The following is a 16,141-nucleotide window of genomic DNA, read 5'->3' as shown; positions in this document are numbered from 1 at the left end:
ACCAAAGCCCCAACTGTTAGCAGCGGTCGAAGCTGTAAAAAAGGAAGTGTATGCATAATTGTACTAGCCGTTTGGCTTAGAATTCGAGGTTGAGGTGGAAGAACATACGCCGCGTGTTCGGGTAGCTGCTCACGTCTACTTGGGCAAAGTTGGAGGTCGAGCCGAAATTGGACACTTCAGGGTCGTAGCCCACATAATCAGTCCAAGTCAGCAAATTGTTCCCCGATACGCCCACTCGAATGGAGCGAATGTAATCTTTGAACAGGCTGGTGCGGATGCTGGCTGGCACAGAGTAATACAGGCTGGCTTCGCGCAGACGCAGGTAACCACTGTTCTGAATAAACTCGCGGGCCGGCTGCGACTGCCGCTGCAAACCGTTGACTACGCCGTTGCCGTCGTCGTCGCGGCTCCAATCCTCGGTGGTCCCACCCTCATCCTGCAGCAGCCGGCTCAGGTTGCTGGTGTACGAGTCTTTGCGCCAGTGCAGCAAGAACGATGCTTCAAAGTTGCGCAGGAACGTGAAGCTGTTTTGAAACGACATCTGGAAGCGTGGCTGCGCATCCTCATAGCGCGTCAGGAAGCTTGGGTTACTGGCATTGTCCACGGCATTCACCGGGCTGCCGTACCAGCGCGAAGGCGACTGCCCCAGCGCAAACACGTTGCGGCCAAATGAGTTACCGAAACCCAGGCCCGTGTTGAAAGACGGAACCACTATGCGCGTCACTTCGCTGCGGTTAAACCAGTACTGCGTCGAGGAAGTCCAGGTGAAGTTCTCGCTACGCACCGGCGTTGCGTTCAGTGCCAGTTCGATGCCGCGGTTGCGCAAGTCACCCACCGGGAAAGCCCGCACCGACGTTACACCAGTGCTCGGAGCCAGTACAAATGTATTGATCAGGTCCTTGGCCGTTTTGTTGTAGTAAGTGGCTTCCAGCCCGATGCGGTTGTCCAGGAAGCCCGCATCGACACCAAACTCCAGCTCCGTGGCACGCTCGGGCCCGATAGCGGGGTTACCTACCACAGTGGAGGGGAGAAAGCCGGCTTGCGAGCCGGTGGTGATGTTGACCAGCGGCGAGTAAGTAGCGCCGAAGAATGCTGGTGCCCCGGTTTCGCCGTAGGCGGCGCGCAGCTTCAGCAGGTTCATCGGCTCGAGTGCCCAGAAGCCGAATTTGGCCACGTTCACGGCCAACGAAGCCTTGGGGAAAGCGTAGTACTTATTCGGGTCGCCGTTGCGGCTGGACTTATCGAAGCGGATGCCCGCCGTAGCAATTATCTGATCATTGAAGTTGGCCTCTTGTTGCGCCACCAAGCCCAAGTCCTGTTCCGTCAGGAATTCTACTTCCTGGGATACGTTGGAGCTGCGGTTAGGCGTCAACGGCTCGCCGGGTGCCAGGCCGCGGCCCTGGCTGAAGCTCAGGTTACGCTCCAGCCGCAGGCGTACCATACCCACCTGCGAAGTCAGGTTTAATCTTTCGCCTACACGCCAGTCGTAAACGAGGAAACCCTGCAGGTTAGAGTTGAAAAACTGGTTTTTGGCCACGCGCACGGCGCCACGGTCAGCCGGTACGGGCAGGTTGCGCTGCGACTGCAAATCGGCCGGCAGGGCCAGAAAGGCGTTGCTGTTGGAATAATCGATGCCGCCCTGCAGCGCCAGGCGCAGCGACGACCGTTCATTTTCGATGATACGCACCGTAGTGCTGGCGGCCTGTACCGCGCGATTAGTCGTTTCTTCGTTGATAGACCGTTCCACAATAGCCAAGGGGTTGTCGCCACCGTAGGGGTTGCTTGGGAAGATACCCTGCTCATTGGGGAACAGCTGCGCGTAGCTGGGCACGTAAGCCAGGGTGTATCCTAGGCTCACACCGCGGTTGTCGTTACCGGTAAAGCCTCGGCGGTTAGTTGAGTTGAAGTAGCCCGAGGACAAACCTATGTCAATTCGTTTCCCAATTTTGTGGTCAACGTTGGCCCGGATAGAGTGGCGCTCAAAGCCCGTGCGCTTCACAATGCCTTTCTCGTCGGTGGTGGTGCCAGACACGTAGAACTTCGTTTTGTCTGAGCCCCCCGATACGCTGACCGAGGTGTTGCGGATAAAGCCGGTATTGCCAAAGACTTCCTTTTCGTAGTCGTGGATCTGCCCATTATCCTGGGCCTGCTTTAAGGCCTCCTTTTCACTGGTACGGCTAGCGTTGGCAGCCTCCAGGGCTTTATTGTAGGCCGTTACCTGCGCCGGCGTCGCGTCGGGACCCAATGGAGCCGGCAACGGGTAGTAGCGGTCAATTTTTTCCGGGGTCCAGTCTTCTTTACCCAGCAGGCGCCACGCTTTAGCGAAACCAATGTCCTGCGACAGGCTCACGCGGGTCTGGCCCGCTTGTCCACGCTTGGTTTTAATGATAATAACCCCTGCGTTGGCGCGCTGCCCATAGATAGCAGCGGCGCTGGATCCTTTTAGTACTTCAATGCTCTCAATATCATTGGGGTTCAAATCAGAGAGACGGTTCACCGGATTATCCTGCGTTGAGCGGCCAGTTGTGGTAGAAGCAGCCGCAGAGAAAGCGGCGGCCCCGGCCCCGTTGCCAACTTCGGCATTTACGGCGTACACTCCATCGATAATGTACAGCGGCTGGGTACCACCAGTCAGGGAGGAGATACCGCGCAGCTGGATAGCTACGCCCCCGCCCGGGGCACCACTGGTCTGCGCAATGTTGGCCCCCACGATTTTTCCGTTCAGGGCGGCGTCCACCGTTACCGGCCGCGTGCTGCCCACCAGTTCTTTGGCCGATATAGTAGTTACCGCGTTGGCTAGATTAGAACGCTTAACGGTTGTGGCAAGGCCAGTAACTACTACCTCATCCAGTTGGCGGGTATCTACCGACAGGCCAACGTCTACCGTCGTGGCGTTGCCGATAGGGCGCTCAACCGTGCGGTAGCCGATAAAGCTAAACGTGAGGGCGGAGGCGGTGGCCGGTACCCCGGAGATGGTGTAAGAACCATCGGAGTTGGTGGAGGCGCCAACGGTGGTGCCTTTCACTAGCACCGTCACGCCAGGTAATCCTTGGCCATTTGCAACGTCCGTTACCCGGCCCGATATGCTTCTGTCCTGCGCTACCACGTGCTGCAACAGCGCGGTAAACAATAAGAAGCTTAGTAGTGAAAAGAGTATTCTCATGCAAGTAAGGGTTTTGGGTTGTGGTTGAATGGTGAGTGAACATTTCTGGGCCGTTTACCACCTAGCATAAGTTTGATTAGCGGTGCTTTATCTGTATACTTGTCGCAAGTAAACTTTCATTTTTTTCATTTTTCACCCGCTTACCTTTCACTCACTCCAATCCATTCACTAATGAAAAAACTCATATTCCTGAGTTTCCTGTTTTTAACGGCCTTGTTGCAGCAAGCCGTGGCACAGGACCGAACGGTTTCTGGTCGGGTCACCGACCGGGAAAACAACCAGGGGTTACCCGGCGTGACCGTCCTGGTAAAAGGCACCACCGTGGGTGCCTCCACCAACTCCGATGGCACGTACAGCCTGAGCGTACCGGCTTCGGCTACCACCCTGCAGTTCAGCTTTGTAGGCTACCGCAACGTGGAGCGTGCTATTGGAAATAGCACCACTATTGACATAGCCTTGGAAGTTGATACCAAGCAACTGAATGAAGTTGTGGTAACGGCTCTGGGTCTTACCCAGGCTAAAGACGAGCAAGGCACTGCCACCACCCGTGTAGGTGGTGAGGCTGTGGTACAATCCGGTGAAACCAGCGTTATCACGGGTCTGTCGGGCAAATCTTCCGGCCTGCAGATCACCCGTTCCACTGGTGACCCGGGCGCTGGCGCTTACATCCAGATTCGCGGCCAGAGCACCATTACTGGTACGCTTCAGCCCCTGATTATTGTTGACGGGGTGCCTATCTCAAACAGCTCTTTCATCAGCGGCACGGGTGCCACTAACACGGCTGGCGTAGCGCAGCAGTCCCGCCTGAACGATATCAACCCCAATGATATTGCCTCGGTGCAGATTCTGAAAGGCGCCGCCGCTGCCGCTCTCTGGGGCTCACGGGCCGCCAACGGGGTAATGGTTATTACGACTAAGAAAGGAAACTCGGAGAGTGGTAAACTGAGTGTTACCTACGGCGCTACTTACTCGGCCGACCGTATTTCCTATACCCACGACTTGCAGGATACCTACGGTCGTGGTTCTGGCGGGGTAGCTGCGCTTGGCGCTAGCACCAATGCCAACAGCTACGGTGACAAGATTTCCACCCGTACCGGCGGCGCCGACGAGGTAAACACCACTGGCGCTTCGTTTGTAGCTGCTGATGGTACCGTTTACTATCCTATCACCAAGAAAAACAGCCGGGAAACTTACCTCGACAAGAACTTCAACAGCATTTTCCAGACGGGCCACTTCCTGGAAAACAGCCTGAGCTTGAGCGCTGGTAACAAGGACGCAAATATCTACGTGAGCCTTTCCGACCTAAACCAGGAGGGTATCATTCGCTACGGCTCCGACTACCGTCGTACCACCGGCCGCATTAACGCAGAGCGCCGCTTCAACAACGTTTTCCGTATTGCAGCCAATGGCTCCTACAGCCGCGTAGTCGCCAACCGTATCCAGCAGGGCTCAAACGTGAGTGGGCTGTACCTGGGCTACCTGCGTCAGGCTCCTGACTTCGATCAGGAAGACTACATCGGTACGTACATTGATGCTACGGGCGTGTACCCGAACCGTCAGCGTTCTTACCGTCGTCAGACGGGTAACAACCCCAACCCGATCTACAACAACCCGCTCTGGACCATCCAGCAGCAGAAGAACCCGAACGAAGTAGACCGTTTTATCGGTTCTACGGAAATCGGGCTGGATCCTTTGCCCTGGCTGAACTTCACGGCTCGGGTAGGCGCTGATACGTACTCGGACTTCCGCCGTGACCTGTTCCCCATCAACTCGGCTGAAAACGGGGGCCTGGGTGCCGCAACGGAAGAACTTATCACTGAAACCCAGCTGAACGGAGACTTTTTCGCTAAGGCAACCCACTCCTTTTCCAACCTGCTCAGCGGCACGGTCCTGGTGGGGATGAACCTGAACCAGCGCCAGTCTAAAAACGTGGGGGCCACCTACCGCAACTTTATCCTCGACGTGCGCGACCTGAGCTTCTTCAGCAACGCCTCGCGCGAGAACACCGCAGCCTTTGACTCGGAAACCAAGCGCCGCAACTCGGCTGGCTACGCCACGCTGAACCTGGCCTTTGCTGATCAGCTGTTCCTGAACGCCTCGGGCCGCCTGGAAAACGCCTCTACTTTTGGCCGCGAAGCCAAGAGCCGTTTCTTCTACCCTTCGGCTGACCTGGCTTGGCAATTCTCGCGCCTGCCCTTCCTGGCCGACAACCAGTTTCTGAGCTTTGCCAAGGCGCGTGTCGCTTATGGACAGGTAGGTCTGGAACCCCAGGTGTACGTAACCCGTGACATTTTCTTCGGGGCTTCTAACGTTGAGAGCTTTGGCCCAACGCTGGATCCTGGTGCCTACGACGGTTCGTTTGCGCGTAGCAACCTCCGCGGCAACCCCAACCTGCGCCCTGAGCGCAAGCAGGAAACCGAAGCCGGTCTGGACCTGCGCTTCCTGCAAGACCGCATCAGCCTGAGCGGTACTTACTATTACAACAAGGTTACGGATGCCATTCTGCAAGTGCCAGTAGCAAGCTCCACGGGTTACACCAACGAGTGGGCCAACGCCGCTGAACTGGAGAACCGCGGGGTGGAAATCGACCTCAACGCGGACGTAATCAAGACGGACAAGTTCACCTGGAATGTGGGTGGCAACTGGACCCGTAACCGCAACAAAGTACTAGATCTGCGCGGTGCTGAGTCTATCTTCCTGGCGGGCTTCGCCGGCACCTCGTCACGAGCCGTAAAAGACCAACCCATTGGTGTGCTGTGGGGCGGCCGTTACGACCGCAACGATGCTGGTGACATTGTCCTTGACGCTAATGGCTTCCCGCAAACGGCCGCTACAGAAGGCGTTATCGGTGACCCTAACCCCAAATGGCGCTCGGGCCTGAATACTACCCTTAGCTACAAAGGTTTCCGTCTGTTCGGCTTGCTGGAGACGTCTTTTGGCGGCGACATCTGGGCGGGCACGGAAGGCATACTGCGCACCTTTGGCACGTCTAAGTTTACCGACAGCGAAGTGAGCCTATCGGCAGCCGATGCAGCCAATACTGTCACCTATGCTTATGATACTGAACTGAAGAGAAACCTTAAAGTAAACGAGGTCTATGAGGCGAATGCAGATGGCTCCTTCACGTTCCGTGGTCGCATCCAGGATTTCGGCGGTGGCCCGGTAGCCCTCGATCAGAGCTGGTGGCAGAGCCAGGGTGGCGGTTTCGGCACCTTGTCGGAGCAGTTCATTCAGGACGCTACCTGGACGCGTATCCGCGAGCTGACGCTGGGCTACTCGCTTACTTCGGAGAAATTCCGTAGCCTGACGCGCCTTAACAACGTGGAATTCACCCTGACGGGCCGTAACCTGGCTATCTGGTCGAAAGAGTTCAAGGGCGTAGACCCAGAAACCAACCTGACTGGGGTATCGAACGGTCGTGGCCTGGAGTATTTTAACAACCCGGGAACTCGCTCCTTCCTGGTAGGTGTACGCATTACGTACTAACTCTTTTCTTGCTTTTACGGATGAAAAAACCATTTAAATACATAGCTCTCCTATCCTTGGGTCTGGCGCTGGCTTCCTGCGAAGATTTCATCAAGGATCTGGACATTGACCCCAATAACCCGTCTCAGGTAGCTGCTCCTAACTTGCTACAGGGCGTTATCCTGGCTGATGCTCTTTATCACGAAGGGGATGCCTCCCGGATTGCAGCTATGTGGACTGCTCAGTTTACCGGCGAAGACCGTCAGTACATACCCACTGATGCCTATCAGGTGACGGCTGGTACTTTTGACGACGTTTGGTCGCTGGCTTACTACAACGCCCTTACCCAGGCCCGTTTGATGAGTAGTGCAGCCGGATCCACGGGCAACCAAGCCTTACAAGGCGTTGCGCAGGTACTGGAAGCCCACACGGCTGGCACCACCACGGCACTGTTCGGAGACATTCCTTACCGGCAGGCAGGCAACCGCGACGAGTTTCCAAATCCGGTTTTTGATCCCCAAGCGCAGGTTTACGCCGACTTACAGCAGCTGCTGACAACGGCCATTGAAAACCTGGGCAAAGTGGGCGGCATTCCGGCCACGGACCTTGTGTACCAGGGCGACAAAGCCAAGTGGACTGCAGCTGCCCACACGCTGAAAGCCCGCTACTACCTCCACGTTGGTGACTATGACAATGCTATTGCCTCGGCAAAATTAGGCATTAGCTCGCCCGCCAATGACTGGGTAGTGGCCCACGCCGACGGCAGCGGGGCGCAAAATGTTTACTATCAGTTCCTGGAACTGGAGCGCAACGGCTATCTGGGTGCCACTAATTCGTATGCGGCCAATATTCTGGACCCCAGCAGAGCAGGCACGGCTAACAACCGCAACAACGCAAAAACCAATGAAGCGGGGCGTTTTGCTTATTATTTCTCCCCTGCTGCCAGCGGCAACAACTACGGTATTCGCGTAGGAGAAGGCTTCTCGGCACCCGACGCAGCTTACCCGCTGGTTACCTATTCGGAAAACCAGTTGATCCTGGCTGAAGCGTACGCACGCAAAGGCCAGTCTGACCTGGCGCTGACAGCGTTGAACAATCATCGTGCAACACTGGAGGCTATGTTCGATGGTACGTATGCAGCTTACGAAGCAGCCGATATTCCCGCTGGTGGTCTGTTGAAAGAAATTCTGACGGAGCGTTATGTAACGTTTATCGGTCAGATTGAAGCTTTCAACGATGTACGTCGTACCGATAATGCTTTGGGTCTGCCTATTAAAGGCAATGGAGCAACCTCTATCCCTCAGCGCTTCCTGTATCCGCAGAGCGAAGTGAACACCAATACAAATACGCCCTCGCCTTTGCCTGGCCTATTTGTACCTACCCCGGTGAACAACTAACCGCATCCTAGTATCATTTAAAAAGGCCTTCCCGGTATCGGGAAGGCCTTTTTTTGTACCCTCATCCTTTCTGACTATAGGTTACCACCTTCTCATAAGATGCCATACCAAACGAGGGGGAGCCGCATGAGCGGTGCAGCCAGCGCAACTACCATTTACTCTTTCAGTTGGCCGTGGTGGGCGAAGTACTCCCCCGCGAGTGGAGCTATAAGCAGACATAACGGCGCTGCGGTATCCAGCGCCGTTGCACAGTAACCGCTACGGCGTGAGCTGGCAAAAGCGGATGCCAGTGCCCCCAGCGCCACGCCCGCCAAGCCAAACGCCACGTAGCCGTGCATTTCTACAAGACATAGTGCCCACGTCTGGTCTTTATGTACGTACTTCCTACCCACACCCATCAGCCAGCAAAAAGCCCCACCGGAAAATCCGAGCGGGGCCCTTGCCTTATTTCTATTGCCCAATAGCCGGACAAGACACCACATCCAGCGCCTTACAGAATATACTGACTCAAGTCGCGGTTGCGGACCATGCCTTGCAGCCGCTCATCCACCAGCTCGCGGGTAATGAGGATCCGGGCATTGGGACCAATCTTGTCGGGCACATCAAAAAGGATGTCATTCAACAGCCGGCTCATGACGGTGTGCAGGCGGCGGGCTCCGATGTTTTCTACGTCAGTATTTACGTCAAAGGCTATTTCAGCCAGACGCTCCAGCGCGCTGTCGTCGAAGCTCAGGGCCACTTCCTCGGCCTGCAGCAGCGCTTCATATTGCTTGGTCAAGGCATTTTTGGGGTCTTTGAGGATGCGGTAGAAATCGTCCTTGGTGAGGCTTTGCAGCTCTACCCGAATAGGAAAACGTCCCTGCAGCTCCGGAATCAGGTCACTGGGCTTGGCTACGTGGAAGGCCCCGGCCGCGATGAAGAGGATATGGTCGGTGTGGATGACCCCGTACTTGGTGCTGACGGCCGAGCCTTCCACGATGGGAAGCAAGTCGCGCTGTACCCCTTCCCGGCTCACATCGGGCCCGCCCCCACCCTTGCCGCTGCGGCTGGCTACTTTGTCGATTTCGTCGATGAAGATGATGCCCGCGTTTTCAGCCAGGCGAATAGCTTCATCTTTTACTTCGTCCATATCAATCAGCTTAGCGGCCTCCTCATCAAGCAGGATTTTGCGGGCCTCGGCAATGGTGACTTTGCGCTTGCGCGTTTTCTTGGGCAGCATGGACCCCAGCATATCCTGCAGGCCCGCCATGGAAGCTTCGTCGATGCCCGCGGGGCCGCCCACGACCCCCAGCCCGGCCGTGGCATTCTGCTGTACCTGGATTTCAATTTTTCGGTCATCTAACTCCCCTGCCCGGATTTTCTCCCGGAACCGTTCCCGCGTCCGCTCATTCAACTCCTGATCTGAGTCAGGCATGGCGGTGAGGTCAGTGATATTGCCAAAACCCGGGGGGCGGCTTAAGCCAACGCCGCTTACCGGCGGAATCAGGGCATCCAGGATAACGTCTTCCACGGCTTGGGCCGCCTGGGATTTCACAGCTTCCTTGCGGCGCTGCTTGACCATGTTCACCGACTGCTCTACCAGGTCGCGCACCATGCTTTCCACGTCGCGGCCCACGTAGCCTACTTCCGTGAACTTAGAGGCTTCTACCTTGGTGAAGGGCGCATCGGCAATGCTGGCCAGCCGCCGGGCAATTTCGGTTTTGCCCACACCCGTGGAGCCGATCATGAGAATGTTGTTGGGCACAATTTCGCGCTGCATAGCCAGCGGGGCGTGCAGGCGGCGCCAGCGGTTGCGCAGGGCTATGGCCACGTGCCGCTTGGCATCGTGCTGGCCAATGATGTACTTATCGAGTTCGGCCACAATCTGGACCGGAGTGAGGAAACTAGTCGCGTCGAGCATAAAAAGCAGGAAAAACAATCGGCAAGGAAGAGTACGGGCAACTCCCAAGGGTTGCCCGGTAACCGGGGCTCCGTACGAAAAACCGACCCAGGCAGCCTAACTGCCGGGCTCCTTTTGAAAAATCGAAGCCAGACTTCGGGACAAGGTAAAGTAGTTGCTGGCTCCGCTGGCGTGGTAGTAGGCCCGGGTATAGTCGAGCTGAAACTGGCTGAGACGGAACGTGAGGCCAAAGCTCAGGCCGGCACCGGCCGAGCTGGTATCCAGCCGCAGCTCGCGGCGGCGCAGGTGGTTATAGCCGATGCGCACGTTGAAGTTCTTACTCAGAATAAGCTCCCCGCCCACCACAAAGTGCCGGGCAATTTTGTCGCCCACTGACTTTTTAGGCTTCTGCTCCTCGTTGTTTTCATCCAGCGTACCGCGCTGGGTGGAGTCGAGGTATACGATGTCGAACTGCTGCAGATTATGCGCGGTAATGGACATGCGCAGGGGCATGTGCTCGGGCTTGATGGAAGCGCCAATCTGCACGTCCAAGGGCAGAGGCTCCCGGTCGGAGCCCGAGTAGGGCTTAAACTGGTAGCCCAGGTTCTTTATCACCAGGCCCACGGTAAAGTCCTTTTCGGGGTGCTTGAACAGGCCACCAGCGTCGAGCAGGGCGCCCAGCGCGTGGTTGCCGGCAATACCCGATACGGCCAGCTTGGCCGTGCCCGCCATGGTAAACGGCCCCGTGGTGACGGACTTGGTAACGCCCAGGGCGTACTCATTCACCGAAAACTCGCCCAGCGGGTTGCCGGCGGCATCAAACTGCTCGAACCGGCCATAGTTCAGGTAGGTCAGCCCGAAGCCCAGCCGACCCAGCCGGTCGGAGTTGTGCACGTAGGTGGCGGTGCTTTGCTTGATGTCCGACAGGTAGTCGATGTACGTGAGGGAGAGGCGACCATCCATCTGCTCGTTCAGCAGCGCGGGGTTACCGTAGAGCATGGTCACATCCGCGTCGCGGGAGGAGACGTTGGCACTGCCAAGGCCAGCCAGCTTGGCGCTGGGTGGCAGCGTCAGAAACGAGAAAGCGCGCTGCCCCCCCAGCTGCGCCGTAGCCGCCGGGCCACTCAGCAGCAGCCCCAGCAGCCAGCAGCCAATACTTATCCGAATGCGTAGCGCGTGCCTCATCTACTTATTCTTAGTTGCTTGTTATTCGTTGTCAGTTGGTCGGCGCTGATTTGTGGTAGCACGCAGCCTTTAGGTATTAGCCTGCTGCTCCCTTCTTACCGAAAGCTACCACTCCCGGCCGAACAACTGACAACCAACAACGAACAACCCGCATTTATTGTACTTCCACGCTGGGCGCGGGCAGCGGTAGCACCTCGTCGCGCACTACCAGCTTCATGGGATGCGCCACTTTCTCCGCCAGCAAAGCCACGCGCAGCACGTCGTCCACGCGGTCGGCGTAGTGGATGGTGAGGTCCTTGAGGTATTCCGCCGGAATTTCGTCGATGTCCTTGCGGTTTTTGTGGCACAGAATAATGTCCCGTACCCCGGCGCGCTTAGCCGCCAGAATCTTCTCCTTGATCCCGCCTACCGGCAGCACTTTGCCGCGCAGGGTAATTTCGCCCGTCATGGCCAGGTGGGAGCGGATTTTGCGCTGGGTGAACACCGACGCAATGCTGGTGAAGATGGCAATACCCGCGCTAGGACCATCCTTGGGCACGGCACCTTCTGGGAAGTGAATGTGCAAGTCGTACTGGTCGAAGAGGCGGTAGTCGATGTCCAGCCCCTCGGCCCGGCTGCGCAGGTAGCTGAGCGCCGTCACGGCCGATTCCTTCATCACGTCGCCGAGCTGCCCGCTAAGGGTGAGCTTACCCCGGCCCCGGCTGAGCAGGCTTTCGATAAACAGGATGTCGCCGCCCACGGAGGTCCAGGCCAGGCCCGTCACTACACCAGCCGTTTCGTTGTCCTGGTACTGGTCGCGGTCGAAAATGGCGGCGCCCAGGATGCGGGTAATGTCCTTGGGCTCCAGGGTGGCCGGGTAAGCTTCCTTCATGGCCTTGCTCTTGGCTACGTTGCGCACCACGCCGCCCAGTTTCCGCTCCAGGCTGCGCACCCCCGACTCGCGGGTGTAGTCATCAATCACGCGCTGCAGGGCCGGCGTGCTGATGCTTACATCCTTCAAGCCCAGGCCGTGCTCGTGCAGGAGCTTGGGCCAAAGGTGCTTTTTGGCAATCTGGGTTTTCTCCTCCAGGGTGTAGCCCGTCAGGTCGATGATTTCCATCCGGTCGCGCAGGGCGGGATGAATGGTATCGAGGGAGTTGGCGGTGGCAATGAAGAGCACCTTGGAAAGGTCGTACTCGACTTCCAGGTAGTTGTCGGTGAAGGTGGCGTTCTGCTCGGGGTCGAGCACCTCCAGCAGGGCCGACTGCGGGTCGCCGCGGAAGTCGGAAGCCAGCTTGTCGATTTCGTCGAGCACGATGACCGGGTTAGAAACGCCGGCTTTCTTGATCTGGGAGATGATGCGGCCGGGCATGGCGCCCACGTAGGTTTTGCGGTGCCCCCGGATTTCGGCCTCATCACGTACCCCACCCAGGCTCATGCGCACGTACTTGCGGCCCAGCGCTGCGGCTACCGAGCGGCCCAGGCTGGTTTTGCCCACGCCGGGCGGGCCATACAAACACAGAATAGGCGCTTTCAGGTCGTTCTTAAGCTTCAGCACCGCTAGGTACTCAATGATGCGCGCCTTCACCTTCTCCATGCCGTAGTGGTCCTGGTCGAGGATGCGCTGGGTGCGCTTGAGGTTGAAGTTATCTTTGGTGTACTCGGCCCAGGGCAGGTCCAGCAGAAACTCCACGTAGTTGAGGCTTACGGGGTACTCGGCGGCCTGCGGGTTGATGCGGCTGAGCTTGTCGATTTCCTTGGTGAAGTGCTTGGCTACGGCTTCCGACCATTGCTTGGTTTTGGCCCGCTGCCGCAGCTTTTCCACTTCTTGGTCGGGGCCGTCGAAGCCCAGCTCGTCCTGCAGCACCTTGATCTGCTGCCGCAGGAAGTAGTCCCGCTGCTGCTGGTCGATGTCGGTGTGTACCTTGGTTTGGATTTCGCGCTTGATTTCCAGAAGCTGAATTTCCTTTAGCATCAGCTCCAGGAGCTGGGTACCACGCTGCACCCCATCGGAGGTTTCCAGTAGCTGCTGCTTTACTCCCACCTCCACGTTGATGTTGGAAGAAAGGAAGTGCGTCAGGAACGACGGCGAGTCGATGTTGTCGACGGCCACCTGCGCTTCCTGGGGCACTTCGGGGTTGAGCTTCATCATCTTGGTAGCCGCATCCTTCAGCGACGCCACCAGCGCTTTTACTTCCTTGGTGCTTTTATTCGGAAACGAATCGGCCAGGTACTGTACCCGGGCCGTGAGGTAGGGCGTTTCCTGCAGCTGCTCTTCTATCTGAAACCGCGACTGGCCCTGAATGATGATGGTGGTGTTGCCATCAGGCAGCACCAGCAGTTTCAGGATCTTGGCCATGGTACCTACCTGATACAAATCCTGCAGGCTGGGGTCGTCGCTCTGCCCGTTTTTCTGGGCTACCACACCCACAATCTTATTTCCCCGGTACGCCTTGCGCACCAGCCGAATGCTTTTCTTGCGCGTGACGGTAACGGGCAGCACCACGCCGGGAAACAGTACCGTATTGCGCACCGGCAGCAGCGGCAGGGAGGCCGGCGCCTCATCAGCGGAAATTGGCTGATCGGCATCCGGAACGGTAATGGTAACTACTTCGGCCGGATCGGCGGCCGCCAGCAGTACGCGGGCGAAGGCAACAGGTGAGGAAGAATCGTGACTCATAGAGAAAGAAGTACCGCTGCGGTGTCAGATTGGCAGGAAGAAAACCATACCTACACCCGCAGCGAACGGAAGCTACTGAATATACCGGATTGACAACTGCTGTGCCACGGCTGCGCGTTGTCATTTTCCAGGGAAAAAATCTGGCAGGGCGGCCCGCAACCGATTGAGGCAGCGCCCACGTGAGAAACGTAGAAATTCTCCTATTTTTGAACCTACCAAGCTCCACTCAGAGCAGCGGTTCGCCGGTACAGTATTTTTATGTCTCGAATTATTGCTTTTGCGTGGCTACTGCTTACGTTGGTAAGCCTGGCGTTGGGGGCCAACGCCCAAGGAAACCTGCGGCAGCGCCCGCTAAAACCCCGGCAAGTGCGCCAGCTCCGGCTGCGTCCCGACGGCACTCCGGAGTTTCTGAACGTAAACCGCCTCCCCTACTTTTACAATAAGAAAGCCCTTAAAGCCATTCAGCAGGCTGAAAAGCGCCACAACTATGCCCAGGCTCGTACCCTGCTGGAGCAATACGTAGCCCAGTTTGGCATCGAGAATTTCTACCGCGACACCAACATGCTCTGGCGCCTGGGCCAGTTGTGCGAACGAGCCAACCAGGAAGAAAAAGCCAAGGCCTACTACCGCTTGGCCCTGAAGCACCACCGCCAGGACGTGCGCAAGGTCCAGCTGTACTATGACTCCCTGGAGCAGAAAGACACCGATTTGTACGTCCCGCTTAAGGAGTACTACGCCTTGGTGGAGTACCGGAAAAACATTGCCACCTTTCGCCCGCCCAAGGGCGTGTACACCAGCATGGGCTCGGCCGTGAACTCCGACGCGCCGGATTATGGCCCTGCCATTACGGCCGATGCCGACCTGCTGATTTTCTCCTCCAAGCGCAAGGTGCGCGGGCTCTACAGCATCGTCGACGAAGACCTGTACCTGTCGCGGCGTGAGGGCGAATCCTGGACGGACGCCGAGCCCCTGCCCAAACCCATCAACTCCCAATACAACGAAGGCTCGGCCTGCCTGAGCAAGGATGGCAAAACCCTGTACTTTGCCCGCTGCGAGTGCCTGGAGTGCAACGGCAACTGCGACCTGTATGTGGCCAAGCTAGGGGCTAATGGCGAATGGAGCGTACCGAAAAGCCTAGGCGCACAGGTCAACTCCAAAGCCTGGGACTCCCAGCCCACCCTTTCACCCGGGGAGGACACCCTGTATTTCGCCTCCGACCGGCTCGGGGGCTTTGGCATGTCGGATATCTGGTTTACCCACAAGCTGAAAAACGGAGAATGGTCGGCGGCCCAGAACATGGGCCCCATTGTAAACACCCGCGAAAGTGAGGTAAGTCCGTTTTACCACCCGCTCTACCACGTCCTGTACTTCAGCTCGCGGGGGCAGCTGCTCAATTTCGGCGACTTCGATATTTACAAAACCTACCGGGTACGGGGCCGCTGGCAGGAGCCCAAAAACATCGGCCCCTTGGTCAATGGCAAAGGCTCGGAGTATTACTTCACCATCGACGGGGACTCCAAAAACCTGTACTACGCCCGCTCCGAAGAAAAAACCCTCAAAAACCTCGACCTCTACTCCTTCCCGCTGCCCATGGAAGCCCAGCCCCTGGCCACCACGCACGTAGAAGGCACGCTGCTGGATTCCGTATCCAGCAAGCCGCTCAACGGGATTGTGAGTGTTATCGACACGGATAATGGCATTGAAGTCGCCAGCAAATACCTCCGGGATGACGGCTCGTTTGACTTCGACCTGATTGAAGGCTCCCACTACGTGCTGCTCATTCAGAGCCCCGACTTTTTTAGCGTGGAAAAGCAGCTGGAGCTGAAAGGCGACACCGTGATGAAGCTCATGACGAACTCCATCGACTACGGGCTGCCCCTGATTTTTAAGAACATTGAGTTCGACCAGGACAAAGCCAGCATCCGGGCCAGTATGCATCCCGTGCTGGACCGCATTGCCCTGTTCATGGTTGACCACCCCGACTTCCGCCTCAGCATAGAAGGGCATACCGACTCGCGGGGCAACCCCGAGTTCAACGAAAAACTTTCCCAGGACCGGGCCGAGGCCATCCGGCGCTACATCGAGCAGAAAGGGAAGCTCAAGCCCAACCGTATCGATAGTATGGGCTACGGCAGTACCAAGCCCCTCAAGGATGAAGTAACTGAGGAAGATGCCCGCACCAACCGCCGCGTAGAGTTCCGGATTATTAAGCCCGAAGGTGCTGGCGGCGCGAAGGATGCCGGGGCCGGCTCCGGGTGGTAATGGCTCTGGCCTCACCCCCGGCCCCTCTCCCGTGGAGAGGGGAGCCAGCCGCGCTGCCCTGCCCATGCGGCTTCTTCGGCTAGCGCCTCCGAAGTCGCTACCACAAATAAAATTGTTTGTATGCGACAACG

The 16,141-nt window shown here is 57.5% G+C and carries 7 protein-coding genes; 3 read left to right on the top strand and 4 right to left on the bottom strand.

Going from position 1 to position 16,141, the window contains the following annotated elements:
• Window positions 1-76: 76 nt before the first annotated feature.
• Window positions 77-3,163, bottom strand: coding sequence for a SusC/RagA family TonB-linked outer membrane protein (locus tag FY528_RS12220; protein ID WP_149071304.1), 3,087 nt, complete (start codon window positions 3,161-3,163; stop codon window positions 77-79).
• Window positions 3,164-3,334: 171 nt separating this feature from the next.
• Here FY528_RS12220 and FY528_RS12215 point away from each other — a divergent pair, with 171 nt between their 5' ends.
• Together FY528_RS12215 and FY528_RS12210 are read left to right on the top strand one after the other, a co-directional pair.
• Window positions 3,335-6,649 (top strand): SusC/RagA family TonB-linked outer membrane protein, encoded by a 3,315-nt coding sequence (locus FY528_RS12215; protein WP_149071303.1) that lies wholly within the window; start codon window positions 3,335-3,337, stop codon window positions 6,647-6,649.
• 20 nt (window positions 6,650-6,669) lie between these two features.
• On the top strand, window positions 6,670-8,025 hold the full coding sequence (locus FY528_RS12210) for a SusD/RagB family nutrient-binding outer membrane lipoprotein (protein WP_149071302.1): 1,356 nt from the start codon (window positions 6,670-6,672) through the stop codon (window positions 8,023-8,025).
• 490 nt (window positions 8,026-8,515) lie between these two features.
• On the opposite strand, the gene hslU is transcribed toward FY528_RS12210, so the two are convergent.
• The 3 genes from hslU to lon all read right to left on the bottom strand — a co-directional run bounded on the left by hslU (window position 8,516) and on the right by lon (window position 13,748).
• Window positions 8,516-9,925, bottom strand: a complete 1,410-nt coding sequence (gene hslU / locus FY528_RS12205; RefSeq protein ID WP_149071301.1) for an ATP-dependent protease ATPase subunit HslU — start codon at window positions 9,923-9,925, stop codon at window positions 8,516-8,518.
• Window positions 9,926-10,021: 96 nt separating this feature from the next.
• Entirely contained in the window at window positions 10,022-11,089 is a 1,068-nt protein-coding gene (gene porQ / locus FY528_RS12200; protein WP_149071300.1) for a type IX secretion system protein PorQ, read from the bottom strand.
• 154 nt (window positions 11,090-11,243) lie between these two features.
• Window positions 11,244-13,748 carry an endopeptidase La gene (gene lon, locus FY528_RS12195; protein WP_149071299.1) on the bottom strand — a complete coding sequence of 835 codons (2,505 nt, stop codon included), beginning with the start codon at window positions 13,746-13,748 and terminating at the stop codon, window positions 11,244-11,246.
• 258 nt (window positions 13,749-14,006) lie between these two features.
• Here lon and FY528_RS12190 point away from each other — a divergent pair, with 258 nt between their 5' ends.
• Window positions 14,007-16,010: an OmpA family protein gene (locus FY528_RS12190; RefSeq protein ID WP_149071298.1), complete on the top strand. Its 2,004-nt coding sequence runs from the start codon at window positions 14,007-14,009 to the stop codon at window positions 16,008-16,010.
• Window positions 16,011-16,141: the final 131 nt, after the last annotated feature.

Source organism: Hymenobacter lutimineralis (assembly GCF_008271285.1).
Lineage (GTDB): Bacteria > Bacteroidota > Bacteroidia > Cytophagales > Hymenobacteraceae > Hymenobacter > Hymenobacter lutimineralis.
This window is presented reverse-complemented; position numbering and strand designations above follow the sequence as displayed.

Bases quoted from the DNA above. Each gene is read 5' to 3' on its own strand.
- FY528_RS12220 (WP_149071304.1), bottom strand. From the start codon at position 3,163: ATGAGAATACTCTTTTCACTACTAAGCTTCTTATTGTTTACCGCGCTG.
- FY528_RS12215 (WP_149071303.1), top strand. From the start codon at position 3,335: ATGAAAAAACTCATATTCCTGAGTTTCCTGTTTTTAACGGCCTTGTTG.
- FY528_RS12210 (WP_149071302.1), top strand. From the start codon at position 6,670: ATGAAAAAACCATTTAAATACATAGCTCTCCTATCCTTGGGTCTGGCG.
- hslU (WP_149071301.1), bottom strand. From the start codon at position 9,925: ATGCTCGACGCGACTAGTTTCCTCACTCCGGTCCAGATTGTGGCCGAA.
- porQ (WP_149071300.1), bottom strand. From the start codon at position 11,089: ATGAGGCACGCGCTACGCATTCGGATAAGTATTGGCTGCTGGCTGCTG.
- lon (WP_149071299.1), bottom strand. From the start codon at position 13,748: ATGAGTCACGATTCTTCCTCACCTGTTGCCTTCGCCCGCGTACTGCTG.
- FY528_RS12190 (WP_149071298.1), top strand. From the start codon at position 14,007: ATGTCTCGAATTATTGCTTTTGCGTGGCTACTGCTTACGTTGGTAAGC.